The organism is Methermicoccus shengliensis DSM 18856 (assembly GCF_000711905.1).
In the GTDB taxonomy this organism is placed as follows: Archaea; Halobacteriota; Methanosarcinia; order DSM-18856; family Methermicoccaceae; genus Methermicoccus; species Methermicoccus shengliensis.
Window position 1 is genome coordinate 1 of record NZ_JONQ01000011.1, and the last position, 26,700, is coordinate 26,700.

Consider the following 26,700-nt stretch of genomic DNA (forward strand, 5'->3'; position numbering starts at 1 on the left):
CAGCTGTCGTCCAGCTGGCATACAGCGCATTAAGGGCTACTGCTAAGTAGCCCATTAATCCACTCACGTGCCAGCTTCGTTAAGCTGTTTGGAAGCCCCATGCGTAAGCGTGGGGAGGAGGTCATTCACCTTTAACTCTTTCGGCGGGAAGTCCCCTTCGTTCACGGAGGGGATGAGTGTGGAGACCGAGACCTCCGCGTCCTTCCAGACGTGGTCTGCGGAAACGGTCTCGCCGAAGGGGACCTGCGCTCTGGGTGGATGGGGATCGAGTCTGGTCGCGGAAGCAGGAAGCCCCTTCCGACAGTAGGGGTAGTTCACTAAAGTTTGGAGATGCAAAATTCAGAAATTATCTGAGTGGTGAGATAGAGAAGACCATAAAATTGTTAAAGCAAAAATCAGATGAATGATACTTTTCAACTGCCAGAATATGTGTGCATTTTACTGTAAAGCTGTATTTTCTCAACCATGATGGATTGTTATTCGTAAAAAACTGCAATCGCAGGTTTCTTTTCTTAAATTCACATGAAATCCATTTATTTCAAGCTTGAAACTATGTATCTTGAAAAATAATTGAAAAAATCTGAATTAAATAAGTTCATTTTTAAATTGATTTGATTCTAATCTTTTTTTCTCTCTCAACCTCCGAGTTCCTTCAAGATCAACTATCTTCTCATCTAATTTAATAATGACGCCATAAAGTTCCCTCGCCATTTCAAGTGAAACTTTCTCCTCCAACACATCCCTCAGAACCAGTTCTGGATCCCTCTCAAGAGGGTGCCCATATCCGCCTCCACCCGGCGTCTGAATAGAGATGATGTTACCACATTTAATTGTCCTCGATATCTTTGAGGGGAGCTCTATCACTTTCCCGTTCATGATGAGAAGGCTCTTCCCTTTTGCACCATTCATTCCTCTGTAAAGCCCCCATGGAGCATGTTTACGTCTCTCTGACTGTATTGAGAGTTCTGCTTCCTCTGCGAGAAGCTGTATATCTTTTTTAATTCCTAGTCCTCCTCTGTATTTCCCTGCTCCGCCTGTATCTGTCATTAAGGTATAACACTTGACCAAAAAAGGGTACGCAATCTCTAGAGCTTCAATGGGGGTATTCATAGTATTCGTCATGCCAGTGTGGATACCATCTATCCCGTCTTTATTCGGTCCTGCGCCCTGACCACCACCAATCGTCTCATAGTATGTATAAATTTTTCCACTTCTATGATCTCTTCCCCCTATCGAGATGTTGTTCATAGTTCCCTGAGACCCGGCGGTCACTCTTTCGGGCACGGCTTTTGCCAAAGCACCAAGCAATACATCTACTATGCGCTGTGAAGTCTCAACGTTGCCAGCTGAAACTGCTGCAGGAGCTTCCGCATTTACAACCGTGCCCTTAGGGGCAATTACTCTCAGCGGACGGTAGCATCCATCATTTGGTGGTATGGTAGGATCCGTAACACAGCGTAACACGAAGTAAACACAAGAGAGAGTGACTGCGAACACTGCATTTATGTTGCCCCTTCTCTGTTTGTCACTTCCAGAAAAGTCGACTATCATATCACTCCCATCGACGGTAATTTCAACCGAGATTTTCACAGGCTCATCCGTAGACCCGTCATCATCCATGTAGTCCGTATAACCATAGGTTCCATCGGGTATTCGCCCTATCTCGACCCTCATCCTGCGTTCGCTATAATTCATGACCTCTTCGAGGCATTCAAGGTACATGCTCAGACCGTACTTTCCGATTAGTTCATGAATACGCCGCGTACCGAGCTTATTCGCTGCAACCTGCGCTCTAAGATCTCCCTTCCTCTCCTCCGGAGTTCTGACATTTGATAATATTAATTCCATGACTGAATCGACCTGTTCATCCCCCTCAAACAACTTTATCGGAGGAATCCTAATTCCCTCTTGGAAAATATCTCTTGAGTCTCCGGGCATGCTTCCGGGAGCCTTTCCCCCCACGTCTGCATGGTGTGCTCGGCTGGCTGTCATCCCCACAAGCTCACCGTCATAAAAGACTGGAGAGATGAGAGTTATATCTGGCAGGTGTGTACCACCGAAAAACGGATCATTTACTATTATTATGTCTCCTTCTTCCAGCTTTTCTGGTGGAAAACGATCTAACGCTGCTCTAACGGAAGCCGGCATGGATCCCAGATGTACTGGTATGTGTTCTGCTTGAGCAACCATCCGTCCACTACCATCGAAAATGGCACAGCTACAATCTTCTCGTTCCTTGATATTCGGAGAGTAGGCCGTGCGTCTCAGCGTCGCTCCCATCTCCTCTGCAACCGAGGCCAATGCATTCCTCACAACTTCCAAAGTGATTGGGTCGACGCTCAAACCCTACACCCCCACCTCGATGTGGATATTACCATAGTGATCTACCCACACTCTTTGATCCGGATTTATGACGAGTGTGGATTCCATTTGCTCTACAACTGCCGGGCCGTAGAATTCATGTCCAGGTTGTAGTCTCCCACGATCGTAGACAGGACATTCTACATATCCCCCTTCTTCGCTAAAGAATGCTCTCCTTACCTCCTTCATAGCTTTTTCTACCGGATCTTGGGCCGCTGGCAACTCAGGCAGTTTGAATTTTTCATTTCGACCTAATACCACTACCCGTAGATTTACAAGCTCGGTTGGCTCGTCTGGTGCACTATGCCCGTATATCCGCTCATGTTCTCTGTGAAAGGTTTGTTCGGCTTCCTTTAAACTATCGTGGGTAAAACCGCCAGTCATTGGCACTGTGATTTCATAACTCTGTCCTAAGTATCTCATATCCAAATAACGCATAACTATACTCTTCTCGACAGGAAAACCCTCTTCCACAAGTGTCTCGATGCCTCTCTCTTCCAAGCTTGCAAAGAGCTCAGCAATTGATTCTGGTTCTGCATCACAGGTCTTCACGTGATATGTCTGTACATAGTCATGTCGAACATCCGCGGTGAGTAGCCCCATTGCAGAGAGGACGCCAGGAGCCGAGGGTACCAAGATTCTAGGGATATTGAGTTCCTCAGCTAGTTTAGAGGCGTGTAATGGCCCCGCTCCACCAAACGGAACCATGACAAAGTCTCTCGGATCATATCCTCGTTCTACGGAGACAACTCTAATCGCTCGAACCATATTGGCATTTGCAACCTCTACTATGCCGTTTGCCGCTTCCGTAATGTCCAAGCCTAGCTTTTCTGCAATGTGTTTTGATATGACTTTTTCCGAGGCTTTGACATCCAATGACATTTCACCGCCCAAGAAGTAACGAGGGTTTATGTAGCCCAGGACTGCGTTGGCATCTGTGACCGTCGGTTTTTCCCCACCTAGGCCATAGCAAGCTGGTCCCGGGTCAGCACCAGCACTTTCCGGGCCGACACGAAGCGCTCCACCTGGGTCAATCCAAGCTATGCTTCCTCCCCCTGCTCCTATCGTGTTAATATCTATTATGGGGATCTTGAGTGGATATCCTCCTATTTTACCATCTGTGGTTCTTTTAGGCTCCCCTTTGTCTACAAGCGAAACATCACAACTCGTTCCGCCCATATCTACTGTGATGAGATTTTTATATCCTACCAAATCCGCGATATAGGTCGCCCCTATGACACCTGCAGCTGGGCCAGAGAGTAGGGTATGCACACTCATCTTTCGTGCCACTTCTGAGGTCATGGTTCCACCCGTAGACTGCATCACCAAGAGATCAGCAGAGACACCCAGCCTCCGCATCCTATCGGTGAGATCTCCCAGATAACGATCCATTACAGGCATTACATATGCATTCAACACCGTAGTGGAAGTCCGTTCGTATTCCCTGTACTCTGGCAATATTTCCGATGAAAGAGATATATATACCTCCGGAAAAACTTCAGTGATAATTTCCTTAATTTTTCTCTCGTGGGTGGGATTACAATACGAGAACAGAAGGGAAACAGCTATGGACTCAACTCCCTCTTCTTTAAGTTCCTTCACTATTTTCCTCACTTCACCCTCGTCCAAAGGTTCATGGATTATTCCATCAAAAAGTATCCGTTCCGTAACTTCCTTTCTTAAGTTTCTGGGAACAAGAGGTTTCGCACGATCTACATCAAACCGATATAAGCTCGGTCGTCTTTGTCTTCCTATTTCAAGCACATCACGAAAGCCCTTTGTAGTTATAAGGGCGGTTTTTGCACCTTTGTGTTCGAGAACTGCATTAGTGGCTACAGTGGTTCCATGAGCAAAGTACGAAATCGAATTAGTTTGGATCCCAATTTTCTCGACAATTTTTCTGATTCCCTTCTCCACCCCTGTGGCAGGGTTTCGAGGTGTCGAAAGCACCTTCGTGATGTCGATCTTCCCTGTTTGCTCGTTTATTATAACGAGGTCGGTGAAGGTTCCTCCCACATCTACTCCTAACCGATACCTCGTAGTCGCCATGAGATAGCACCCTCAAGTTTGCATATCAAAGAGCTTCAGAAGTACTTTTCTGTACTCTTCCGCAATCTTAATTTCCTCTCTCGAGATGGAGATGTTGCGCCGCTGCAGCTATCGCATCGGCACTTCCATACTGCATTGTGAGAGACGAGATAAATCCAAGTTCAAGTACCTTTGGGACTCCTTTAGCATTCAGTATGCAGCTCTAAGCCCACCGAGGAAAAGATAAATTGCAGAAACAAGAATCAATGTTAGAGATCCCCACTGGTATGGGATACGTCCCTGACTCGCAATGCTTTACTGTTGTAGAAATCGCTGAGCATACCTGCCGAGGTTATATGTCTTGATTTACCTATTCTTGGACCTACGAGGTACATGAAAACTCCAGCAAGCATTGTCCAAGCAGAAGCAGCAATCCAGTAAGTTACACCAGCTGTTGCGAAAACTGCGACACTTGCGAGAAAGGCAAATGCACTATGATGGGTAGCGGCAGTTGCAAGAAATGTGACGAGAGTGCCCCCCCTTTCTGCCAAGAACATAAAAGTATTCCGCATACCTGTCGATTGGAGATACTGCATAACGCCTCGAAGTAATGTAATGCTTCAAGAATACTATGAACGTAAAGGCTCCTACCACCATTCCGAGAAGGACGAGGTAGGACAGGATTGCGATAAAACGGTGGACTGAGATGAAGTATGTTATTACTGCTGAAATCAAAAACGGCGTGATAAAACTGAGATAAAATGTCTGTAATCTGTCTTCTCATAAACGAACATGAATGTCGCATCCACGCTCCTCAAATCCATCATAAGCAGCCTCCAGAACTCCTCTTCTACAACATTCCGGTCCGTCCCGAGTACAAGCGGCGGTAAGTCATTCGCATCAAATATGCCATGCATGCTCCAAGCCAAAAGCCTTATGTTTGTCATGTACATTGGGAGGTGATGCACTACATCGCAGACATCACGGTAAGGCTCAAAAAGGGCGTCAGGGACCCCGAGGGAAGCGCAATCCAGAGGGCGCTTGTGAACCTGGGGTTTGATGTGCTGGAGGTCTCCAGCGCCAAGGAGTTCTATGTGACGCTGGAGGCAGAGGATGAGGAGGACGCTCGTCAGCAGGTCGAGGGAATGTGCACCAAGCTGCTCGCCAACCCCATCATCCACGACTACACATACGAGCTGAGGGAGCAAAGATGAAGGTGGGCGTGCTCAGGTTTGGGGGCACGAACTGCGACCTCGACGTTGCGCACGTGCTCGAGAACAGCGTGGGCGTGGACACGGAGCTCATATGGTATAAGGATGCCCATCTCTTGGACGAGTGCGATGGGCTGGTGATTCCCGGGGGGTTCTCATACGGGGACTATCTTCGGGCTGGGGCCATCGCTGCCAGAGAGTCCATCATGGAGCGGGTGCGGCAGATGGTGGACGACGGTATGCCGGTGCTGGGGATATGCAATGGCTTTCAGATACTCACCGAGGCGGGCGTGCTCGATGGGGCACTTTTGAAGAATGAGTACCCGAAGTTCCTGTGCACGTGGTGCCACCTGAGGGTGGAGGCGGTGGACAGCCCGTTCACGCTCGCCTTCAGGCAGGGGGACATCATCCGCCTTCCGATAGCCCACAAGGAGGGACGGTACTATGCAGACGAGGCAACGCTTGAGAGGCTCAACTCGAGGGGGCAGGTGGCACTGAGATACGTGGACGAGCATGGCAGGGTGAGCAATCCCAACGGCTCGACAGAGGCGATAGCAGGGGTGCTCAGCGAGAAGAAGAACGTGCTCGGACTCATGCCCCATCCAGAGCGGGCATGCTCCTCTGTGCTGGGCTCAGAGGATGGCAAGACTATGTTCCTGAGCATGGTGGACTACATCAGACGGTGAGGGCTGCATCCCCCCACCCTGCTATGCTTATCTCGTAGATGCTGGATACGATGGAACCTCAGATTACCATGGCAGCATCCAGCAGCAGCTCGGGCGAGACCCCCTTGGCAGATTACGCGGGAGGGCCGCAGCGAGCACCACTGCCACCGCTATCCCTTTTCCATCAGATGACAGTAGGATGATGGAGATTGATGGCTCTCAGCGACAGATTTATAGAATCACCGCAAGGGTTTTATTCTTTGAGAGTGGTTTAGCACCACCTCATTTACTACGATTAATAATGGAAAAGTATAACGAAAACACACCCGTGGGAGATGCATGACGTATACGATAGCGATAACTGGAAAGGGTGGGACTGGAAAGACCGCGATTGCGGCGATGCTCATTCGGCATCTCGTTGAGTCTGAGGTGGGGGTGGTGCTCGCCGTGGATGCCGACCCAGATGCCAACCTCGCAGACGTGCTGGGCGTCCGCGTGGAGAGGACGGTGGGCGATATGCGCGAGCTCATGCTGGAGAGCGTGAACGACCTGCCTCCTGATATCAACAAGGAGAGCATGTTTCAGGCAAAGATATACGAGGTCATCGAGGAGTTCAAGGGGTATGACCTGCTCGTGATGGGAAGGCCAGATGGTCCTGGATGCTACTGCTACGTGAACAACCTGCTGCGGGGCATCATGGACAAGGTGATGCGCAACTACGACGTTGTGGTGATAGACACCGCAGCGGGGCTGGAGCATCTGAGCAGGAGGCTCATCAGGAACATAGACGTGCTGCTCGTAATCACCGATGCATCGAGAAGGGGCATCAGGACGGCAGAGCGCATAAGGGAGCTGGCATCCTCACTCAACCTGAACGTGAAGAAGCTGTATCTGGTGCTCAACAAGGTGAGGGACGAGAGCAGGACAGAGCTGGAGAAGGTGGCGAGAGAGCTCTCGCTCGAGGTGGTGGGCTCTGTGCCCTATGATGAGCACATTGCCATGCTTGACCTGCTCGATGAGCCAGTGGGCAGCATGGAGAACGGCTCGGCAGCGCTCGAGCAGGTGAGAGAGATAGCGAAAAGGCTGCTCGCCACAAAGGCCACATAGGGTGATAGAATGAAGCGGGAAATCGATCTTGAGGAGCTGAACAGGATACTGAGGAAGCTCAACATCGAGGGGCTCGAAGATGTGCACATCGAGGGAGATGTGGAGATAGAGCTGGACATGGCACATGGTGGGCTTGACCCCGCATTCTTGCAGTCTCTCGGGCACGAGTTTGCCCAGATTGCGATGCACCTTCTGAACATCTCCCAGCTGCTGGGCTATCCTGTGCAGCGTGCGATGCAGCCCCAGCCCCCACAGTTAGAGCTGCCCACGAGGCTCGCAGATGAGAGGTTCTCTGTTGGCGGCATCTCGGAGTGGAAGCATAGAATAGAGGAGGTGACGCTTGGAGCCACCAGCTCAGATGGGGGCACCCGCAGCCACACCATCACACTTGGGGGAGAGCAGGCGCTTCCCTACTACTTCGACGCAGAGATGCCCCACGGGAACTATATCACCATGGACGTGTTCGACATGCCCATCGGCATGGCAAAGGCGGTGAAGGTGAACTACGAGGACGTGATGGAGGACCCCGCCGAGTGGGCAAAGAAGGTGGTGAGGGAGTTCAATGCCGACATGGTGACCATCCACCTCATCAGCACAGACCCCGGCATCAAGGACACCCCACCCAGGGAGGCAGCAAAGACCGTGGAGGACGTGCTGCAGGCAGTCAAGGTGCCAATCGTGATAGGAGGGTCTGGAAACCCAGAGAAGGACCCTGAGGTGCTGGAGGCTGCCGCAGCAGCGGCAGAGGGCGAGAGGTGCCTTCTGGCATCCGCATCACTCAACCTCGATTATGCCCGCATAGCAGAGGCAGCCAAAAAGTACGACCACGTGGTGCTCGCATGGACACAGCTCGAGATTAACGCCCAGAAGGAGCTCAACAGAAAGCTCATGAAGCAGTGCGGGCTCGAGAGGGATAGAATTGTGATTGACCCAACGACCGCTGCGCTGGGCTATGGTCTGGACTATGCATACACCAACATGGAGCGCATCCGCATCGCAGGGCTCATAGGCGACAGCGAGCTCAGCTTCCCCATCTCCTCGGGCACCACCAACGCATGGGGTGCGAGGGAGGCGTGGATGGTGTCCTCGCCAATCTCTGAGGACTCGGACTGGGGACCGAGGGAGTACAGGGGTCCGATATGGGAAATCGTCACGGGGCTCACGCTCGCCCTTGCGGGATGCGATTTGTTCATGATGATGCATCCAGCGAGCGTGCAGGTGCTCAAGGACATAACCCAGATGCTCCATGGCACCATCACGGAGAACGATGTGGACATCAAGGACTGGATTACTAGGGTGGTGGTGTAGATGAAGGTGAACAGTCCCCTCGAGGTGTACAAGCACCTTCCCCAGACCAACTGTGGGGAGTGCGGAGAGGCCACGTGCATGGCGTTTGCGGCGAGGATGATAGACAGGAGCGCAAGGCTGGAGGACTGCCCTCCGCTGCTCGATGAGCAGTATAGGAAGAAGTATGAGGAGCTCAGGCAGCTGCTCGCCCCAGAGGTGCGTGAGGTGGTCATCGGCACCGGAGAGAAAGCCATCAAGATAGGGGGAGACGATGTGCTCTACCGCCACCAGCTCACGTTTTTCAACCCCACCGGGCTGTTCTACGACGTGTGGGACACCATGGGGGACGAGGAGATTGCCGAGAGGGTGAACGAGATACAGGGCTTCAAGAAGTTCTACGTGGGCAGCTTTCTCACGCCCGACGGCATAGCGATACGCTCGACCTCTGGTGACCCAGAGAGGTTCGCACGCGCCGTGGAGAGGGTGTGCTCCATCACGGACAGGCCCATCGTGCTGTGCTCCTTCGACCCAGCGGTGCTCGAGGCAGGGCTCAGGGTGTGCTCGTCCAGAAGGCCGCTCCTGTATGCAGCCACAGCGGACAACTGGCAGCACGTGATGAGGCTCGCCAAGGAGCACCAGGTGCCCGTGGTACTCTCTGCCTTCGGAGACCTCGACCTTCTCAAGTCCATGGCGACAACGTTCGCGAGCGCTGGGATAGAGGACCTCGTGCTCGACCCGGGAACGTATCCGAGCGGAAAGGGCTTGAGAGAGACGTTCGAGAACTTCCTAAAGCTTCGAAGGGCTGCCATACTCGAGGGACAGAAGGAGGTGGCGTATCCGCTGATGGGCGTGCCAGCAACTGCGTGGCTGATGTACGAGGACGAGCTCACAGCCTCGTACTGGGAGACCGTGATTGCCAGCATGCAGATAGTGAAGTATGCCGATGTCCTGCTGCTGCACAGCACCCTTCCGAGCGCGCTGCTGCCCGTGCTCCACATAAGGGACACCATATACACCGACCCCAGAAGGCCCGTGCAGGTGGAGCCCGGCATAAAGGAAATCGGAAAGCCCGACGCCTCCTCTCCCGTGTTCGTCACCACCAACTTTGCCCTCACGTACTACACGGTGGAGAGCGACCTCGCATCCAACAAGATAGACTGCTATGTGGTGGTGGTGGACACCGAGGGGATTGGTGTGGAGGCTGCGGTGGCTGGAGGACAGCTGACCGCCGAGAAGATTAAGGATACCCTCGAAAAAGAGCACTTCGATGTCAAGGAGAAGACGGAGCACGGCGTGCTCGTGATTCCCGGGCTTGCGGCAAGGCTTCAGGGAGAGCTCGAGGACGTCACGCGTCTAAAGGTGGTGGTGGGACCGCAGGACTCTGGACGCATTCCAAAGTGGATGGAGAAGAACTGGCCTCCAGAGTAGCCCCTCTTTGGGGGGCTCTGCATGAGCAATCGGGGATATGCCAGAGGAGAAAGAGCATCTCGTGCTGTGATTGGCTGGCGTGATGTAAAGGGTGAACCACCCCCTATCCTCCCGGATTCGGGGGCTACTTTACACCAGCCCTTATGGGCTGTCCAGCCTCACGGCTGTGGAGAGGTCGTCCTGTGTCCTCACTCCTGTGTGTTCGCTGCATGGGGAAGCTGGATGTCGGCATCCTTTCGGGATGTGCACTATTGCAGTAAAGCAAAAGGCACAGCGCACACTCCTACTGAAAGCGGGCATAGAGCTCTTCGATGCGCGAGAGTGTGTCCGCCTCCGCCGGACTCTTATCCTCCCTCACCCTCACGAACCTCGGAAACCGCAGCGCATAGCCAGAGGGGTAGTTGGGACTCCTCTGTATCTCCTCGTACGCCACCTCAAACACCTTCACAGGCTCGAGCCTCACATACGTGCCCTCCTGTGAGATTATCAGGGGCTTTAGCATCTCGGTGATCTCGGCGAGCTGTTCCTCTGTGGTGCCAGTTGCCACCTTACCCACTTCGAGCAGCCTTCCTGTGTCGTCCTCGATGCACGCCAGATAGTACGAGGACAGAAAGTGGGCACGCTTGCCCTCTCCCCAGTCCGCTCCCACCACTACGAGGTCGAGCGTCTCCATCAGGGGCTTCACCTTTAGCCAGTGCTTTCCCCTTCTGCCCGGAATGTATGGGGAGGAAAGCTTCTTGAGTATGATGCCCTCGTGTCCAGCATCCAGCGCCTCGTGATACACCGCGCTTGCCTCCTCCTCGTCAGAGGTGATCACCTGCTTTGCCACGCTCACAACCCCGCTCTCCCTCACAATCTGCTCGAGCGTGCGTCTTCTTTCTCGCAGGGACTCGTCGATGAGCGGCTTGCCATCCACGTGCAGGCAGTCGAACAGGAACAGGTGAATGGGAATCTCCTTCCTCTTCTTCTCTATCCCGTACTTGCGTCTGAACCTTCGCAGCACGTACTGAAACGCCCTTGGCCTTCCAGAGGGGTCGTACGCCACCGCCTCACCATCGAGCACCGCCTCTCTGGCATCTATGCAGCCCAAAAGTGCCTCCGCCACGTCCCGTAAGGGGTGGGTCACCTCCTCCAGCCTTCTGGAGAATATACGTATCTCGCTGCCCTGTATGTGCACCTGCACCCTCGCACCATCGTACTTCCACTCCACCGCAGCCTCGCCCATCTCCTCGAGGGCTGCCGATATACCGGGTGCTATCTGGGCGAGCATAACCCTTATGGGCCGAAACAGCCTGATTCTCACCTCTCTCAGCCCCTCGCTGCCCTTCCTCATGGCGAGCACCGCCACCTCGCCGAGGTCCCCAGTGAACATGTATGCCCTTTCCACCTCCTCGCTGCTCACCCCAAACGCCTGCGCTATTGCATCTCGCACTATGCCCTCGCCCACGCCAATGCGCATCTCCCCCATCACGAGCCTTGCAAGATACCTCGCCTCCAGCGGGGAACACGAGGAGAACAGGTACTCCAGATGCTGCACCTTCTGCCCCTGCGAGCCCCTGCCCTCTGCCCTCGCGATCCTCTCCAGTATATCATAAACCTCCAGCACGCTCAGACCACCATCGTCGCCAAAGGCAGAGAGCAGGGTGCGCTGGGCCCTTCTTCTGAGAGCCTCTTCTGCCATTCTTCCCACATCCCCCATCTCCCGCAGCAACTCGTCCAGCTGGCGTGCAGACCAGCCAGACGCCGAGGAGAGGGCAGCGTACAGCAGGCTTTTTCCCACACCGAGCTCCAGCCCTCTCCACTCTGCAAACACCGTGCCCATGAGCAGGAGGGGGCACACTGCAAGCTCACTTTCCTCGAGGGCTCTCAGGAAGGTCGCCACCTCCTGTGTGATGGCGAGCGAGCTGGATATACTCTCGATGCGCTCACACACGATGGCAAGCTCGTGGAAGGTGGTCATCACAGCATAGTGGGAGGTGCACCATTAAATATATATGGGCACATTATATGGGCACATACCACAAGCTTCTTATTCCATTGTGGTATGGTATGGATGTCTGCCTTTTGGCTGGATGAGCGAGGAGGATGGCATGGCTGTAGAGGAGGACAGTGCATCGGAAGCGGCATCCGAGCAACATTCTGAGGAGGACATACCAGAGGATGCCATCAAGGGCGTGCCCAACGTGGTATTTGCGGATGAGGTGCTGTTGAAGAGGGTCGTGGAAAAGCACAGACGGTTCATCACCGAGCTGCAGCAGGACATAGAGAGCACCATGGAGCGGATAGAGCAGCTCGAGGAGAGCATCAGACAGCACAGGCGGGAGATAGAGAGGGAGAGAACGCTCATCTCGGTGCTCAATGAGAAGCCCAAGCAGTTGTGCCATCAGATATCCGTCATAAGGGGTCAGCTGATAGAGCACGTGCGGGAGGAAGCTCCAGAGCTGGCGGAGGAGCTTAGGCAGCCCCTGTCGGAGCTGGACGAGTTCGAAAGCTACATAGAGACCCACGTGATAGAGCCCAAAGAGGGTCTGGAGCTGTCCAGTGCCATCATACCCACATACGAGCGTGTCAGGGATGTGCTCGCATCTCACGAGCCCTTGAGCGAGCATGTGCACAGGACATTTGACACCATATTTTCCAGGCTCTCAGAGGTGGTCGACTCATACAATCAGCTGCTGAGCATGGCGGACTCCAAGAGCGAGGGGTTTGCTCACCTCGAGGATGAGCTCGAAAGGGCTCGAGGACACCTCTCGTGGGCGTCCAACAGACTCAAGAGCCACGAGGGCGCACTGATATACTGGCAGCAGGAGGCAAGGAGGGAGGGCGTCGAAGTATGAGTGAGGAGGAGACTATACAGGTGCTTGATGAAGGCATAGACCTCGAGGCACTCAAGGCAGAGGCAGCGGCGATGAGCGAGGGCGAGCTGAAGGCACGCATAAACAGGCTTCGCCAGCAGATCGGTGCCATGGAGCGGGAGCTCAGGGATTGCTTCTCCCAGATTGACCTTCATCGCTCTGGGCTCGATGAGCTCAGGGCAAGGCGGGACGAGCTGAATGCGAAGGTTCGGGAGCTGTTCGAGAAGGCAAATGAACAGAAGCAGAAGAGAAATGAGATAAACGAGAGAATAGCCCAGCTCAAGCAGGAGAGGGACGCCCTGAGGCGGGAATGTGACGAGCTCGTGGCTAAAATCAAGGACCTCAAAGCGAAGCGGGATGAGTACAACGCCCGCTCCAAGGGCAGGCTGGGCTCGCTCTCGCAGGACTACCTTAGGGAGTTGGACGTATTTCTCAACGCCGACATTCCTCTTGCCCACGAGATCAACGTGTATGAGCGGCTGAAGGAACTTGCCCAGAGAATCGAGGCAGCAAGACGCGCGGAGGCGCTCCATCAGGAGGTCTCCAAGACGTATGAGCAGTGCAAGGCATGCTCCCCTCGCATCAGGGAGCTAAACGAGCATATCAGGCAGCTCTCAGACACCTCTCAGGAGCACCACGAGGCGATGGTGGAGCTGTATGAGAGGGCGAGAGCCATGAGGAAGGAGGCAGACCTCTACCACCGACGCCTGAAGGAGAAGTACGAGGAGATTGCCCCATTGAGGGAGAAGGTGAATGCCACAAGGCGCTCGGTGAGGCTTTTGAGAAAGGAGATATCTGTGTTCCTCGATAGGCTCGAGGAGATTCAGCTGAAGAAGAGGGACAGCAAGGAGAGGAAGAAGCTCGAGGAGGCAAAGCAGAAGCTCAAGCAGAGCGGAAGGCTATCCCTTGAGGAGCTCAAAGTGCTCATAGAGGATGGTAGTCTAAAGCTCGAGTAGCCTTGCAGGGGCAATGGGATTAGAGGTGTTTGCATCTGTAAAAGAAGCACACTACCTGCAGCTCGAAGAGATGGCTAAAACCAATAAAACGGGTTTGTGGAGGATTATGGGGTGAGGGGATGGAGTACGTAATAATCATTCTCGGTCTGCTTTTCCTCGCCTTTATAATTCTACTCTGGAAGTATGCTGAGCTTAAGGGCAAGATAGAGCAGAGAGCGAGACAGATATTCGAGGAGTGGAGGGATAGAGAGCTTGAAAGTGCATCAACAAAAAAAGCAGAAATTCTTTTCGAGGAATGGAGGCAGAAGTACGAGAAGGAGATAAGGAAGGATGCAATAGAGAAGAGTAAAGCAGTAATTGCAGGAAAGAACAGAGAGGGATGTTGCGTGGGGCGGGTGCTCTTCATTGTGTGCACTTCCGTATTCGTGGAGGCCATGGGCTATGGTGCTGCAGTGCCCACGCTTCCGCTTCTTGCCCCCCACATCTCTCCTTCCGTGCTCGGGCTGCTGTTCTCCATGTATGCCCTTGCAGCCATTGTGCTGTTTTTTCCCATCTCATGGGTGTGCGACCACGTGGACAGGCGCATCGTGGTGATGCTGGGGCTGGCGTGCTTCTCGCTCGCCTCCCTTGGGTTTGCTACCACCTCCAGCCTATGGATGCTCTTTCTGTTCAGGGCGCTGCAGGGTGCGGGAGGCATCTCTGTGTGGACAGGAGGGCTGGCGCTGGTGCTCGATGTGATGGCTCAGCGGAGGGCTGGACGCACGATGGGCTATATCTCGGCGGCTGCAGGGGGAGGAACCATCGTGGGTCCGGGTCTGGGTGCCCTTGGCTCACCCCACCTGCCCTTCATGCTGCTTGCGGTGCTGGGAGCGGTTGCTCTGGTGATGAGCACGGGCCTTCCGGGCGGAGTGCCAAGGGCGGCAGCCGCATCCACGCCTCTAAAGCTTGCCCACGAGGTGCCAGTTCTCGTGCTGCTCTCTGGGGTGCTTGCGCTCACCCTCGTGGTGGGGATGGTGGAGGCGCATGCGCCGAGCTACCTGTATGCGTTTGGGGCGAGCGTGCACGTCGTTGGGGGGATGTTTGTGGTGATGATGGCACTGTACACCCTCATACAGCTTCCAGTGGGGGCAGCGTTCGACAGGGCGGGGGTGCTGATAGCGGTCGTGGGGCTGCTGGGAGGGGCCGTGCTCGCCCCCCTGATAGTGCTGCTGCCCACCCTCACTGCCAAGATGGTGGCTCTGGTGCTCACGGGCACGGTACTGGGGGTGGTGTTCACGCCCACCATCGCAGCCCTTGGGCAGCTCGTCCCCTCTTCCCACAGGGGGATGGTGATGGGGCTTGGCAACCTGTGCTGGAGCGTCGGATACTTTGCAGGCTCTGCCGGGGGCGGGCTGCTCATCGAGCACATCTCGCTTGCGGGTGCCCTGCTGGTGGCGTCCCTCGTGCTGGTGCTCACCGCCCTTCTCTATGCCATCACCCTGAAAGCTTATTAGATGGGGATGCGATTGTAGATGCGTGAGCACGATACCTCATGACCATCCAAGGTATGCATCCCTCATCGCCAGAGAGAAGCTGGTGGAGGGTATAGAGCAGGGCATTGTGAGTATGCACGGGCTCATAGCCCATGGAAGGGGTGAGGCATTCGACTACCTGATCGGTGAGCGTACCACGCACGCAGCGCTCGAGGCAGAGAGGGTGGCGTGTGCCCACCTCATCCGTGCCCGCCATCCCATAATCTCTGTGAACGGAAACGCTGCAGCCCTCGCGGGCGAGCTTCTGGTGCGCCTGTCCGAGCTGCTCGCCATCCCTCTCGAGGTGAACCTGTTCCATTACACAGAGCAGCGGGCAGAGAGGATAGCGAGCCATCTCATGAGACTGGGTGCTCGCGAGGTGCTCACTCAGCGGGATGCGATGATACCACATCTGAGCTCTGAGAGGGGGCGCGTGTCCAGTAAGGGTATATATGCTGCGGACGTGGTGCTCGTGCCGCTCGAGGATGGTGACCGCTGTGAAAAGCTGGTGAGCATGGGAAAGGTGGTGATCGCCATAGACCTGAACCCTCTTTCCAGAACCTCGAGGACGGCGACCATCACGATAGTGGACGAGCTTCAGCGAGCGCTCGGCAACATGCTCGAGCTCGCATCAGAGCTTGTGGACGCCCCGACTGAGAGGCTCGATGCTCTCATACAGGGGTTTGACAACGATACCAACCTGATGGAGAGCCTCCGGGCAATAGGGCACCACATCGCAGAGCAGTTCAGGTAGAGCGCAGCCTTGCGTACACCGCCAGCCCCTTCTCTGTCAGCACATACCCATCCTCTCTCAGCGCCACGAGCCCCCTTTCCATCAGCTCCTCAAGCGTGCGCACGCACACGGGCATTGCCACGTGGCTCAGCTTGGAGAGCGTGGCGACTTCCATCGGGTTTTTGCGTCCTGCCAGCAGCGACATCAGTCTCTCCCTTGTGGGGCTTCCCATCACGAAGCCCTCGTGCTCCTCCATACTCATGCACGATACTATGGAGGTGCAGGGATAAAGTTTATCTCATGAGGGTCCAAGTAGAGGATGGTGGGCGGGATAGTCCGGGCAGCTCGGCGTTGCCTGTCGCCCGAAATCGTCGATATGCGGGGGACGAATCCCGTGGGAGATGCACACCCTCACCGTCGAGGTGCTCACAACCTCAACCATGAGGCTCCGTCCAGCGGGGATGGCGTTGATGCAGGGGCTTGTCGGAGGACATGTTCCTGCATCTTAACCGTGGACACCGGCCGAGGCCCGGAAGGGAGCAGGCTAACTGCGGACACCCATCGCTCGCTGGGCAGCGGGGCTGAGAAGGGGTGTGGGCACTCGCAGTGGGGATGCAGCGACCACGGGCTCCCGCCCACTACTATATGCACTCGACCACTGAGAGCCTTGTGGTGGACAGCTCTGGACCCTCCCTCACATGGCAGAACAGCACTCTTATGGCATCCCCAAAGTCGAGCTTCTCCACAATCTCGGCACACTCGTCCCAGAGCACCAGCCTCATGCGTACCTCTCCCTCCGAAAGATACACCTCCGCCATCCTTCCCTCGGTGCCGTCCTTTCGTGTGAACGTGCGCATATCCCCCAATCCGCTCACCACGCCCTGCACACAGCACATCCCCCCCACCTCGAGCTCGGAGAGGGGTGTGATGGTGGGCTGCCACTGAACGGTTTTGTCGCTCACCATTATGGGGGTGCTGGCGTCGAGGTGCAGCTCTGGACTCCCTCTACCCTCCCTCACGCGTGCCCTTCTGATTTCGAGCACATCACCCCGATGCAGCTGCATATGCGCAGCCTGACCCCACAGCACTGCCCTGAGGCACCCGCTCTCATCGGCGAGCATCGCCTCCCTCATCACACCCTCGGTGCCGTCCTTTCTGGAAAACGCCCGCGGTGGTGCGAGCGAGACCACCCTTGCCAGCACGTCCACCTCCATGCCAGCGCGCAGCGAGGAGAGCGGCGCGGGCTCGAACAGGGGGTTGATGGGGCGGCTTAAAGGAGTGATGTTGCCCCATCTGCCTATGTGCACCTCCAGACCGCCCCGCCCCTCCCGCACACTGCCGCTGAATACGTAGCTCATGCCCACCTGCACCTTTCCACTCTTTACCAGCTCTGCCAGCTCGTCCCAGAGCACCACCCTTGCGGTACCGCTCTCATCGCCCACCAGCAGGTTGGCGACCATTCCAGGGGAGCCATCGTCCCGAGAGAACGTGCGCACGCTGAGCACCGAGAGCACCGCAGCGCTGAACGATACGCTCTTGGAGTGCTGGTCGAGCTCTGAGAGTGCCGTGGTATTCTCGTCCAGCCCGAGCTCGTGGGCAATGAGCAGCACTGCGGTGTCCCTATCGCATAGCCCTCCGAGGGACTCCACCTTTTGTCTGATTCTTTCCTCGAGCTCCTGTTCTGTTATGAGCTCCAGCATCCTCGATACGAGCTGCTCACTGTCCATCTTTGAGCTCCTTTATGTATCGCCTGATGGCTTCATCGAGCTCCTCCTTAGATGGTACTCTTTTGACCCTCCCCTGTGCGAGGTTGGGCTTGCCCCCTCCCCCTCCCTCAAAATCCTCTGTGAGTCGGGTGATTATACTGGATGCAGACACGCTATGCCGCTCCATCAGCTCGTCGGGCACTGCCACGACTGCAAAGCCATCGTCTGCCACCTCGCAGGCGAGAGCAGAGCTCGTGTTGGCAATCTGACTTACCCGCTTTATAATCTCTTTGGGCTCTGCGCTCTCCGAGCGATTCGAGTAGTATGGCACTCCCATCTCCTCACGCACGCTCTGCGAGCTGAGCTTAGAGGAGAGCACGGCTATCTCCTCCCGCAGCCTCTCCACCTCTTTCTTGAGAGCCTTCCACTCTCTGAAGAACCGCCTTGCGGTGTCTGGCAGCTGCCCGATGGGTACCGAGAACACACCTGCCGCCTCCTTTAGCAGCACGTCCCTCTGCTGGATCTGGGATACTGCAGCCATGCCAGCCGCAAACTCTATCCTCTCCACCCCGTCCTGTATGCGCTCGGTGCGTATAATCTTGATGGGGCCCACGTTGCCCGTGTGCTCGCAGTGGGTGCCGCCGCACGCCTCAACGTCCTCGCCCACCTTCACGATGCGGATGGTGTCCCCAGGGGGCACACCTCCCTGATACAGTGTGAAGCCGTACCTCTTTTCTGCTTCGGTGCGGCTCATCCACACGACCTCCACTGGCACACCCTCCATCGCCATCCTGTTGGCGAGGCATTCGATTTTCCTCAGCTCCTCGTCGGTGATGCGTCTGTAGTGGGAGAGGTCGAGCCTTGCCCTGTCCTCCATCTTCTGTGCCCCGGCCTGCCACACGTGCCTGCCCAGCACCTCTTTGGCTGCCCAGTTGACGATGTGGGTGGCGGTGTGATGCCTCATGAGGGCACGCCTGCGCTCAGCATCCACCCTGCCGATTACCACGTCCCCGACCTTGAGTTCTGGCTTCTGCTTTAGGGTGTGCACTATCACTCCCTCGTGCATCTGCACGTCCACCACATCGTACTGGGCATTGCCACACATCAGCACTCCGTGGTCTGCGGGCTGTCCGCCCCCTTCTGGGTAGAACTGTGTTCTGTCCAGCACCACGAGGTGGTCGAACACGTCCACCACCCTCGCCTCGAACGTGAGCGCCTCGGGATGCTCGTAGTATCCCTTCTCTGTGGCGGGAAGCCTCTTCAGCCTGTCTGCATGGGGCACCTCCCTTTCCACCATCACCTCTGAGGAGTGAGCCTGTGCCACGAGGGAGTAGAAGTTGTCGGGAAGCTCCACGTCCACCCCATGGGCGCTTGCCACCTCCTGCGTGATCTCTGGCGGTATGCCATGGGAGTCGTACAGCGTGATGAGCTCCTCTGTGCTCAGCGTGGAGCCCCCCTTCTTGGAGAGCATCCTCGATATGAGCCGCTTGCCCTTGTCGATGGTGGTGGCATACCTCTCCTCCTCGAGGGAGAGCACCTCCTGTATGAAGTCCTCCATTTCGGCAAGCTCTGGATACTCGGGAAGGTGGTCTATGTGTAGCTTCACGATGTCGAACAGGGGCACATCGATGCCCAGCCTCCTCATCATCCTCAGCGTGCGTCGGATGACCAGCCGTGCGAGGTATCCCGCCTTCACGTTGGAGGGCACGATGCCATCGCCCAGCATGAAGGTGAGGCATCTCGTGTGGTCGGCTATCGCATACATCGTCTCTATGGGTGTGAGCAGCGCATCGAGCTGGTCGGTGTCCATGCCGATTGTGCTCGCCACCTGCTCTCGAAGCCTTCTGAGCTTTGTGCCACTGCCAACGTCCATGCACCCAGCGAGCACGGCACTCCTTGCGAGCACCTCCTCACTCTCCCTCATCAGCCCCTCAAGCCCACTCATGCGGGATATGTGTCTTAGCACCTCACCGAACACCGCATCGTATATCGTGGGGGTGCCCATCGATGCCCACACGAACCTCTCGAGCCCGTACCCAGTATCCACGATGTAGCTGGGCATCCTCCTGTAGCGCTCCCCCTTGATGGTGATGCCCCCCTCGGGGTGCCTCTCGAGGCTCATGAACACCAGCGTGGCAAGCTCCAGCCCGCCCACGAGCACCTCGAGGCACGGGCCAGCGTTGCCACCACCTGCCCATGGCTCCTCCTTGTACGTCACATCCTCATGCCTCACCCCAAGCCCCCTCAGGAGCTCATCGCACAGCTCCACTGTGCGCTCCTTCCAGTACACCTCCCTCTCGGGTGTGTTGAAGGCGTGGTGTGCCATCATCTCGAACAGCGTGAGATGCCTTCCGCTCCTGCCCACGCTGTCGAGGTCATCCAGCCGTATGCAGGGCTGGGATATCGTCAGGGGGTTGGCTGGTGGTGGTGCGAGCCCAGAGGTCACAAACGGCTGAAAGTCGGCTATTGAGGCTATCGTGAGATATATGTCCTCCCTCCACCTCGCAACCACGGGATACCGCCCGATTCGCTCGTGCCCCCGCTCCTCGAAGAAGTGGAGGTAGTGCTCTCTCATCTCTGAGAGGGTGAGCCTTCTTTTGAGCACAGGGCTGCCTATGAACGAGTAGGGGTCGCACGGTGCATCCCCGCACGTGAGCCTGTCCTCGTCCACCGTCCAGAAGGCTTTGCCACACTTGGGGCACACCTTTCTCACAAACCCCTGTGCCTTGAAGTAGTCCAGCTCGTACTCCTGCTCAAACATCGCGCATGCACCCTGAACCATCTATAAGTGTAAAAAATGAGTGGGGCAACTGAAGCATCAGAGGGGATGGATGCGATGATTCAAAATTGCCCCTGTTATAATAGCCACCATTCATCTTATAACACTTTCGCCTCCATCTTCTCACCACACCACCTCCACCATGTCGGGCCTGTATCCAGCAATCACCTCTGAGCGCTCTATCGGAGTGGTGATGCCGTGCTTCAGCATCCGCATGCCAAGAATGGCTATCATGGTGCCGTTATCCCCAAGATAGCGCTTTTTGGGCCTGTGGTATGCTATCCCCCGCTCGGTGCACATGATGCGCATCATCTCGGAGAGCCGCTCGTTTGCCCCGACGCCCCCCACCAGCAGCACCTCCTCCTTTCCCGTGTGGGCGATCGCCCGCTCGCTCACCTCCACCAGCATGGCGAACGCGTGCTCCTGAAGTGAGAAGCACACGTCCTCTATGGGGTGCTCTCTGGTAGCGTTCTTGGCTGCGGTGATGAGCCCTGAGAAGGCGAGGTCCATTCCTTTGACGGTGTAGGGGAGGGGGACATAGGAGTTTGCCTTTCGTGCGAGCTGCTCTATCTTGGGTCCCCCGGGATGCGACATACCAATCGCCCTTGCGAACTTGTCGAGGGCGTTTCCAAGCCCTATGTCTATCGTCTCGCCAAACACCCTGTACCTTCCCTTACTGAGGGCGAGAATCTGGGTGTTGGCACCGCTCGCATACACCACCATGGGATCGTGTGCCCCCGTGTCCCACTTGCCGATCTCTATGTGGGCGAGGCAGTGGTTCACACCCACCAGCGGAACCTCGAGCATCATCGAGAGCGTTCTTGCGGCAGTTGCCACCGTCCTCAGCGCAGGACCGAGCCCCGGACCCTGTGAGAATGCCACACCATCCACGTCCCGAAGCGATAGCCCTTTCTGTGCCATGCACTCACACAGCTGCTCGAGGATGCGGGGCATGTGCTCGCTGTGGTGCTGGGCAGCCTCCCTTGGGTGGATTCCCCCCTCCTTGGGCACGTAGGTGTGGCTCACCTCCGCCACCTCACCCTCATCGGAGACCACGGCAGCGCTCAGGTTCCATGCAGTGCCCTCTATTCCCAGCACGAGCATGCACTATCCCATTTCCTGCGGTATTATAAGCTTATGCCCACAGAGGGCTGCAAGCAAATGCTTTTAAGTCAGGGGTGTCATCTTTTTTCATCAATCTTGGAGAGGAAGTTGCCATGTATGGAATAGAGTTTGTTCCCAACGAGCCGGTATTGAAGCTTGCCCACTATACGAAGCTGGCAGAGGACAACGGGTTCTCCAATGTGTGGATCACAGACCACTACAACAACAGGGATGTGTACAGCACGCTGGCGGTGCTCGCGATGTGCACCAACAGGATAAAGATCGGAACTGGCGTGACCAACCCGTACACGAGAAACCTCGCCATTACGGCATCGTCCATAGGCAGCATCAACGAGCTTTCGGGTGGAAGGGCAGTCCTGGGGCTCGGACCTGGGGACAAGGCGACGTTCGATGCGATGGGCATAGAGTGGACAAAGCCCCTCTCCATGATGAGGGAGTCCGTCTCGGTGCTCCGTGAGTTCTTTGCAGGAAAGAAGGTGGTGAGCGAGGGCGAGCAGGGCGAGCTCGTGAGGTTCAATGGTGCTAAGCTCGCATTCAAGCCCGGCAATGTGCCCATATACCTTGGTGCCCAGGGACCCAAGATGCTCGAGCTCGCAGGGGAGGTGGCGGACGGCGTGCTCATCAACGCCTCGCATCCCAAGGACTTCGAGTTTGCGATAAAGCAGGTCGAGAAGGGGCTCTCCAAGGCAGGGAAGAGCCTCGAGGAGTTCGATGTGGGGGCGTACACCTCGTTCTCGATAGACAAGAATGCAGACAAGGCGAAGAAGGAGGCGACGATAGTGGTGGCGTTCATAGTGGCAGGCTCTCCAGAGACCGTGCTCTCGAGGCACAACATCCCCAAGAGCGAGGCGGACGCCATCGCTGAAATGATCGCCAAGGGCGACTTTGGAGGGCTGATGGAGGCAGTGAGCGACGACATGCTCAACGCATTCTCGGTGTACGGCACCCCCGAGGACTGCCTTGCGAGGGTGAAGGAGCTTCAGGAGATAGGCGTGAGCCAGATCATCGCTGGCTCTCCGATAGGACCGAACAAGGAGAAGTCCATCAAGCTGATAGGAAAGCACATAATCAATGCGTGAGGGGGAAAACCCTCGCTTTTTTATCCTCCCGCTGCTTGCAAGACCCCTTGCGTAAGCGAGGGGTAGTTCACGACACGGCGGCTGGCTAACAGCCACACCATACACAGGCACGACGCACAAGAGGTAGCCGCTGCAGCACGGGAGTGGTATGAGCATCAACCGAAGCACATCACTTCAGTATCTCCTTATCGATATCCTTCACAAAGGACATCATCTTGTGATACCACTGGTTGATGTTGGCTATCAGGTTCTGCTTTAGCACATGCGGGTCGAGTGCTCTGTATATGTAGTAGTACCCGCCCCCCTCTATCACCATCTTTCTTCTGGACACGAGCCCAGCGCTCAGCAGGTTCTGCAGTGCCCTGTACACCGTGGACTTCTCCTTTCCAAGCCGCTCGCTCAGCCTCTCCACAGTCATGTCCCCTTCCTTGCAGAGCAGCTTGTAGGTCTGCAAATCGAGTCCCTTTAGCCCGAGCACACATTCAGCCAGGTCATTACACTCGAGGTCTCCCCGTATGATCTCCACAATAGACCTTGCCAGAGCAACACCACCCAATGGTTGATTTTGTGGGGTCAATACAAAACCACAATATATAACCCTTTCGTGGTGGCACGAATAGCTTTTTATCCTTGCCCTCGTTGGGAGAGACCATGGAGGAGGGCGACAGAGTAAAGGCGGTTTGCAGGGGAGTGGTGTACGAGGGCATACTCATGCCCAGCACCTCTGAGTACGTGGTGCTCAAGCTGGACAACGGATACAACATAGGCATCAGACCAGAGCGCGTCGAGCTTCTGGAGAAAAGGCACCCGGCATCTGAGGAGAGGAGGGTGCTTGTGAGGAGGGAGGGCCTTCCCGAGGTGTCCATTCTCTCCACAGGGGGCACCATCGCAAGCAAGGTGGACTACAGGACGGGAGCGGTGAGCCCCAAGTTCGATGCTCAGGACATCGTGGAGGCGATACCAGAGATGGGAGAGCTCGCCAACTTCAACGCCCGTGTGGTGTTCAGCATCCTGAGCGAGAACATGCAACCCTCCCACTGGGTAAAGCTCGCCAGCGCGGTGTATGAGGAGATAGACGGTGGGGCAGATGGGGTGCTGATTGCCCATGGTACGGACACCATGGCATACACCGCTGCAGCCCTCTCTTTCATGCTGTGCACCCCTGTGCCCGTGGTGCTCGTGGGCGCCCAGCGCAGTGCGGACAGGCCAAGCTCGGACAGCGCCATGAACGCCCTGTGTGCCACGCGGGTTGCGGTGAGCGACATTGCAGAGGTGAGCGTGGTGATGCATGGCACCACCAGCGACGACCACTGCCTCGTGCATAGGGGATGCAAGGTCAGAAAGATGCACACCTCCCGAAGGGACGCCTTCAGGTCAATCAATGCGTTTCCGATTGCCAGCGTGAGCTATCCAGAGCTGGAGCTAAAGGTGCTCTCTTCGCATCGAAGGCGGGGCGAGGCGAAGCTCGAGCTTCACGAGAGGCTGGAGGAGAGGTGTGCGCTCATCAAGTACACCCCCGGCGCCCCTTCAGAGCTTCTGGACTTCTATGTGGACAGGGGATACAGGGGCATCGTGATAGAGGGCACGGGGCTTGGCCACGTGGGCAGCCACTGGATACCCTCCATACAGAGGGCTACCGAGGAGGGTGTGCTGGTGGTGATCACCTCGCAGTGCCTGTTTGGAAGGGTGTGCGACCGCGTGTATGACAATGGCAGGGACATGCTGAGGGCGGGCGTGATAGAGGGTGAGGACATGCTCCCCGAGGTCGCCCTCGTGAAGCTCATGTGGCTTCTGGGCAACTATCCTCCAGAGGAGGCAAGAAGGCTCGTGCGCATGAACCTCAGGGGTGAGATAGAAGAGGAAACGAGGGGTGAGTGGTACTTCCCCCAGCCCCTGTAGTCATTGGTTGAGCACGTAGAGCAGCGAGCCCGTGATTATCACCTCCACGAGGGCAGCCAACAACAGCATGGGCGCGATGAGGTACAAAAACGTCTCAATCGAGCGCAAAAGCTCGTCCTTTGGACTTTTTCCCCTTCCCATAATCCATTTTATGGTGAGCCAGCCAAGGCGCGTGCCCATCGAGGTGGCAAACAGAATCATGGGTATCTCTATGATTCCATGGGGCAGTATGCCCACTGCCGCCATGAAGGGGCTGCTGGAAAAGAACACCACTATTCCCACGATGTATCCATTGAGTGCCACAAAGCCGAGGGGCGTGATGAAGAACGGGGGAAGCAGTGCCATCAGCATTGCCACGAGCGAGAGGGTTGTATTGTTCAGGAATATCAGCACGATGAAGCCCAGAAAGTACAGCCACTCTGGCACCCCGAGCACCGAGAGCACGTGGAGGAGCATGTCCACCCTTTGCTGAATGGATCCCTCTGCCCCACCAAACACCTCATGTGCCACCTCGGGCTCAAGCACCCCCGTGCACACGCCCAGCAGAAACGAGAGCAGGAATATACCCGCATTGAGCGCTATGTACCATCTCAGTGCGTACAGGTATGTGGCAGAGCGGACGACATTTCTATGCAATGTCCACCTCCTCCAGCACGCCCGTCTTGACACCCTCCCTTCTCGAGAACTCCTGAATCGCGGAGAGCAGGCTCTGCTGTGTCAGCTCCCTTCTGCCCTCTCTGAGGTTGGAGAGCACCGCCTCCCTCACCACAAGCCTAAGGTCTGAGCCAGAAAAGCCCTCCGTGAGCCTCGCCACCTCGCCCATCTCGAAGCTGCCCCTCATTCTGCTCGCTATCCTCTCGAGTATCTGCCTTCTCATCTCCTCGTCTGGAAGCGAGAACATCACCACCTCGTCGAATCTCCTCCATGCCGCCACGTCCAGGAGCTGGGGGTGGTTGGTGGCTCCGATGAGCAGCACCCCGTGTCTCACGAGCGATATCTCGTCTATTGCCTTGAGCAGCGTGTTCACCGCACGCTTGATGGCGGCATGCTCATCAGACGTTCTCGTCTTTGCCACAAAGTCGAACTCGTCGATGAACAGGATGCATGGGGCAAGTCTCTTTGCGAGCTCGAACAGCCTGTCGATGTTCTTCGAGGTCTCTCCGAGGTACTGGTTGGTCACCATCGAGAGCCTGACCTCGAGGAAGGGCAGGGCGAGGTGCTTGGACAGTGCCCTTGCGGTGGACGTCTTGCCAGTACCAGGGGGACCCACGAACAGCATCTTGCCCACGTCGTACAGCCCGATATCGAGCAGGTACTCTCTGTTTTTGAGGGCTGCAGTCATCTTGGAGATCACCTCGTGCTGCTGAGGTGTGAGCACGAGCTCCTCAAGGCTGATGGGAATCTCATCTGGGGCTGAGATGGTGCACAGCTTGAGCATCTCCTCTGCCTCCTCCCCGCACTCCTCCCTCACGTCCTCCACGAGGGCATCTATCCACACTCTCTCGGAGTGCAGGGGAGGCACCGCCTGCCGCGCCCTGGCATATGAGATGTTTCCCGTGCCATTAACCCGCATGCGCTCGCAGTGATAGGCGATTGAGGGGTTCCTCTCGATTCTCTTCAGCCCGCCACTCTTTATGAACCATCTGAGGGCAAGCTCCATCACCGTGAGGCTCAGCTGTCCACCGAACTCCATGTACTCTATGAAGGGCAGCTTGGCGCACACCTCCTTGACATTGGGTGTGCCGTATATCGCCCTCACATCTTTCTCACACACCGTGATGGGCCGTGGAACTCCCCTTGCCTTTGCATCCCAGTAGTGCCTTCTTATGAGACTTGGAAGGTCGTGGGCATCGAGTGCCGTATGGGCGTTGTAACACTCGGCAGTGAGCAGCAGCTCCACCACATCGAGCCTCTCTGTGTCCTCAGCGTCCATCCTGCAGCCCACCCAAGTGAAACGTAACTTATCTCTG

Annotated in this window: 23 protein-coding genes and 1 other RNA gene; 12 read left to right on the plus strand and 12 right to left on the minus strand. The window is 56.2% G+C overall.

The window, feature by feature from the left end:
- Positions 1–585: 585 nt before the first annotated feature.
- The 4 genes from BP07_RS03935 to BP07_RS03945 form a co-directional block, all read right to left on the minus strand.
- On the minus strand, positions 586–2,343 hold the full coding sequence (locus BP07_RS03935; RefSeq protein ID WP_084174100.1) for a hydantoinase B/oxoprolinase family protein: 1,758 nt from the start codon (positions 2,341–2,343) through the stop codon (positions 586–588).
- A 3-nt stretch (positions 2,344–2,346) separates the two neighbouring features.
- Positions 2,347–4,410 (minus strand): hydantoinase/oxoprolinase family protein, encoded by a 2,064-nt coding sequence (locus BP07_RS03940; RefSeq protein WP_042686040.1) that lies wholly within the window; start codon positions 4,408–4,410, stop codon positions 2,347–2,349.
- A 248-nt stretch (positions 4,411–4,658) separates the two neighbouring features.
- Positions 4,659–4,940, minus strand: coding sequence for a hypothetical protein (locus BP07_RS08760; RefSeq protein WP_157203066.1), 282 nt, complete (start codon positions 4,938–4,940; stop codon positions 4,659–4,661).
- A gap of 180 nt (positions 4,941–5,120) precedes the next feature.
- Complete coding sequence (locus BP07_RS03945) at positions 5,121–5,342, minus strand: hypothetical protein (protein WP_042686043.1); 222 nt, start codon at positions 5,340–5,342, stop codon at positions 5,121–5,123.
- Between the two features lie 9 nt (positions 5,343–5,351).
- Here BP07_RS03945 and purS point away from each other — a divergent pair, with 9 nt between their 5' ends.
- The 5 genes from purS to acsC all read left to right on the plus strand — a co-directional run bounded on the left by purS (position 5,352) and on the right by acsC (position 10,087).
- Complete coding sequence (gene purS, locus BP07_RS03950) at positions 5,352–5,603, plus strand: phosphoribosylformylglycinamidine synthase subunit PurS (RefSeq protein ID WP_042686045.1); 252 nt, start codon at positions 5,352–5,354, stop codon at positions 5,601–5,603.
- A complete protein-coding gene (gene purQ / locus BP07_RS03955; RefSeq protein WP_042686047.1) occupies positions 5,600–6,286 on the plus strand; it encodes a phosphoribosylformylglycinamidine synthase subunit PurQ in 687 nt (228 codons plus the stop codon). Before purS ends, purQ begins: the two co-directional genes overlap by 4 nt.
- Positions 6,287–6,604: 318 nt before the next feature.
- A complete protein-coding gene (locus BP07_RS03960) occupies positions 6,605–7,372 on the plus strand; it encodes an ATP-binding protein (protein WP_042686050.1) in 768 nt (255 codons plus the stop codon).
- Between the two features lie 9 nt (positions 7,373–7,381).
- Entirely contained in the window at positions 7,382–8,680 is a 1,299-nt protein-coding gene (gene cdhD / locus BP07_RS03965; RefSeq protein ID WP_042686052.1) for a CO dehydrogenase/acetyl-CoA synthase subunit delta, read from the plus strand.
- Positions 8,681–10,087: an acetyl-CoA decarbonylase/synthase complex subunit gamma gene (acsC, locus tag BP07_RS03970; RefSeq protein WP_042686054.1), complete on the plus strand. Its 1,407-nt coding sequence runs from the start codon at positions 8,681–8,683 to the stop codon at positions 10,085–10,087.
- A 283-nt stretch (positions 10,088–10,370) separates the two neighbouring features.
- On the opposite strand, the gene BP07_RS03975 is transcribed toward acsC, so the two are convergent.
- Positions 10,371–12,047, minus strand: coding sequence for an ATP-dependent DNA ligase (locus BP07_RS03975; protein ID WP_042686056.1), 1,677 nt, complete (start codon positions 12,045–12,047; stop codon positions 10,371–10,373).
- A gap of 130 nt (positions 12,048–12,177) precedes the next feature.
- Here BP07_RS03975 and BP07_RS03980 point away from each other — a divergent pair, with 130 nt between their 5' ends.
- The 4 genes from BP07_RS03980 to BP07_RS03995 all read left to right on the plus strand — a co-directional run bounded on the left by BP07_RS03980 (position 12,178) and on the right by BP07_RS03995 (position 16,163).
- Positions 12,178–12,924: a hypothetical protein gene (locus BP07_RS03980; protein ID WP_157203067.1), complete on the plus strand. Its 747-nt coding sequence runs from the start codon at positions 12,178–12,180 to the stop codon at positions 12,922–12,924.
- Entirely contained in the window at positions 12,921–13,898 is a 978-nt protein-coding gene (locus BP07_RS03985) for a coiled-coil protein (RefSeq protein ID WP_052353231.1), read from the plus strand. Before BP07_RS03980 ends, BP07_RS03985 begins: the two co-directional genes overlap by 4 nt.
- 119 nt (positions 13,899–14,017) lie before the next feature.
- Entirely contained in the window at positions 14,018–15,391 is a 1,374-nt protein-coding gene (locus BP07_RS03990; protein ID WP_042686061.1) for a Holliday junction resolvase-like protein, read from the plus strand.
- Between the two features lie 22 nt (positions 15,392–15,413).
- Positions 15,414–16,163: a 4-phosphopantoate--beta-alanine ligase gene (locus BP07_RS03995; protein WP_042686062.1), complete on the plus strand. Its 750-nt coding sequence runs from the start codon at positions 15,414–15,416 to the stop codon at positions 16,161–16,163.
- Here the strand turns inward: BP07_RS03995 and BP07_RS04000 are convergent.
- The gene (locus BP07_RS04000) at positions 16,156–16,404 is read right to left on the minus strand and encodes a helix-turn-helix domain-containing protein (RefSeq protein ID WP_157203068.1); all 249 of its coding nucleotides are present in this window, start codon (positions 16,402–16,404) and stop codon (positions 16,156–16,158) included. The genes BP07_RS03995 and BP07_RS04000 overlap by 8 nt on opposite strands.
- A gap of 62 nt (positions 16,405–16,466) precedes the next feature.
- Here BP07_RS04000 and ffs point away from each other — a divergent pair.
- An RNA gene (gene ffs / locus BP07_RS08570) (signal recognition particle sRNA) lies at positions 16,467–16,779 on the plus strand.
- Positions 16,780–16,783: 4 nt separating this feature from the next.
- Here the strand turns inward: ffs and BP07_RS04005 are convergent.
- From BP07_RS04005 to BP07_RS04015, 3 genes are all read right to left on the minus strand, one after another.
- Positions 16,784–17,869 carry a hypothetical protein gene (locus BP07_RS04005; protein ID WP_042686067.1) on the minus strand — a complete coding sequence of 362 codons (1,086 nt, stop codon included), beginning with the start codon at positions 17,867–17,869 and terminating at the stop codon, positions 16,784–16,786.
- Positions 17,859–20,609: an alanine--tRNA ligase gene (gene alaS, locus BP07_RS04010; protein ID WP_042686069.1), complete on the minus strand. Its 2,751-nt coding sequence runs from the start codon at positions 20,607–20,609 to the stop codon at positions 17,859–17,861. The genes BP07_RS04005 and alaS overlap by 11 nt, the downstream gene beginning before the upstream one ends.
- A gap of 141 nt (positions 20,610–20,750) precedes the next feature.
- Positions 20,751–21,731, minus strand: a complete 981-nt coding sequence (locus tag BP07_RS04015) for a bifunctional N(6)-L-threonylcarbamoyladenine synthase/serine/threonine protein kinase (protein ID WP_042686071.1) — start codon at positions 21,729–21,731, stop codon at positions 20,751–20,753.
- A gap of 113 nt (positions 21,732–21,844) precedes the next feature.
- Between BP07_RS04015 and mer the strand changes: the two genes are divergently transcribed.
- The gene (mer, locus tag BP07_RS04020; protein WP_042686075.1) at positions 21,845–22,831 is read left to right on the plus strand and encodes a 5,10-methylenetetrahydromethanopterin reductase; all 987 of its coding nucleotides are present in this window, start codon (positions 21,845–21,847) and stop codon (positions 22,829–22,831) included.
- 169 nt (positions 22,832–23,000) lie between these two features.
- On the opposite strand, the gene BP07_RS04025 is transcribed toward mer, so the two are convergent.
- Positions 23,001–23,387, minus strand: coding sequence for a helix-turn-helix domain-containing protein (locus tag BP07_RS04025; protein WP_245597043.1), 387 nt, complete (start codon positions 23,385–23,387; stop codon positions 23,001–23,003).
- 95 nt (positions 23,388–23,482) lie between these two features.
- Here BP07_RS04025 and gatD point away from each other — a divergent pair, with 95 nt between their 5' ends.
- Positions 23,483–24,730, plus strand: a complete 1,248-nt coding sequence (gene gatD / locus BP07_RS04030) for a Glu-tRNA(Gln) amidotransferase subunit GatD (protein ID WP_042686076.1) — start codon at positions 23,483–23,485, stop codon at positions 24,728–24,730.
- Here the strand turns inward: gatD and BP07_RS04035 are convergent, their stop codons facing one another.
- Together BP07_RS04035 and BP07_RS04040 are read right to left on the minus strand one after the other, a co-directional pair.
- Positions 24,731–25,366, minus strand: a complete 636-nt coding sequence (locus BP07_RS04035; protein WP_042686079.1) for a stage II sporulation protein M — start codon at positions 25,364–25,366, stop codon at positions 24,731–24,733. It abuts the gene before it with no gap.
- Positions 25,359–26,663, minus strand: a complete 1,305-nt coding sequence (locus tag BP07_RS04040; protein ID WP_042686082.1) for an ATP-binding protein — start codon at positions 26,661–26,663, stop codon at positions 25,359–25,361. The genes BP07_RS04035 and BP07_RS04040 overlap by 8 nt, the downstream gene beginning before the upstream one ends.
- Positions 26,664–26,700 lie beyond the last annotated feature (37 nt).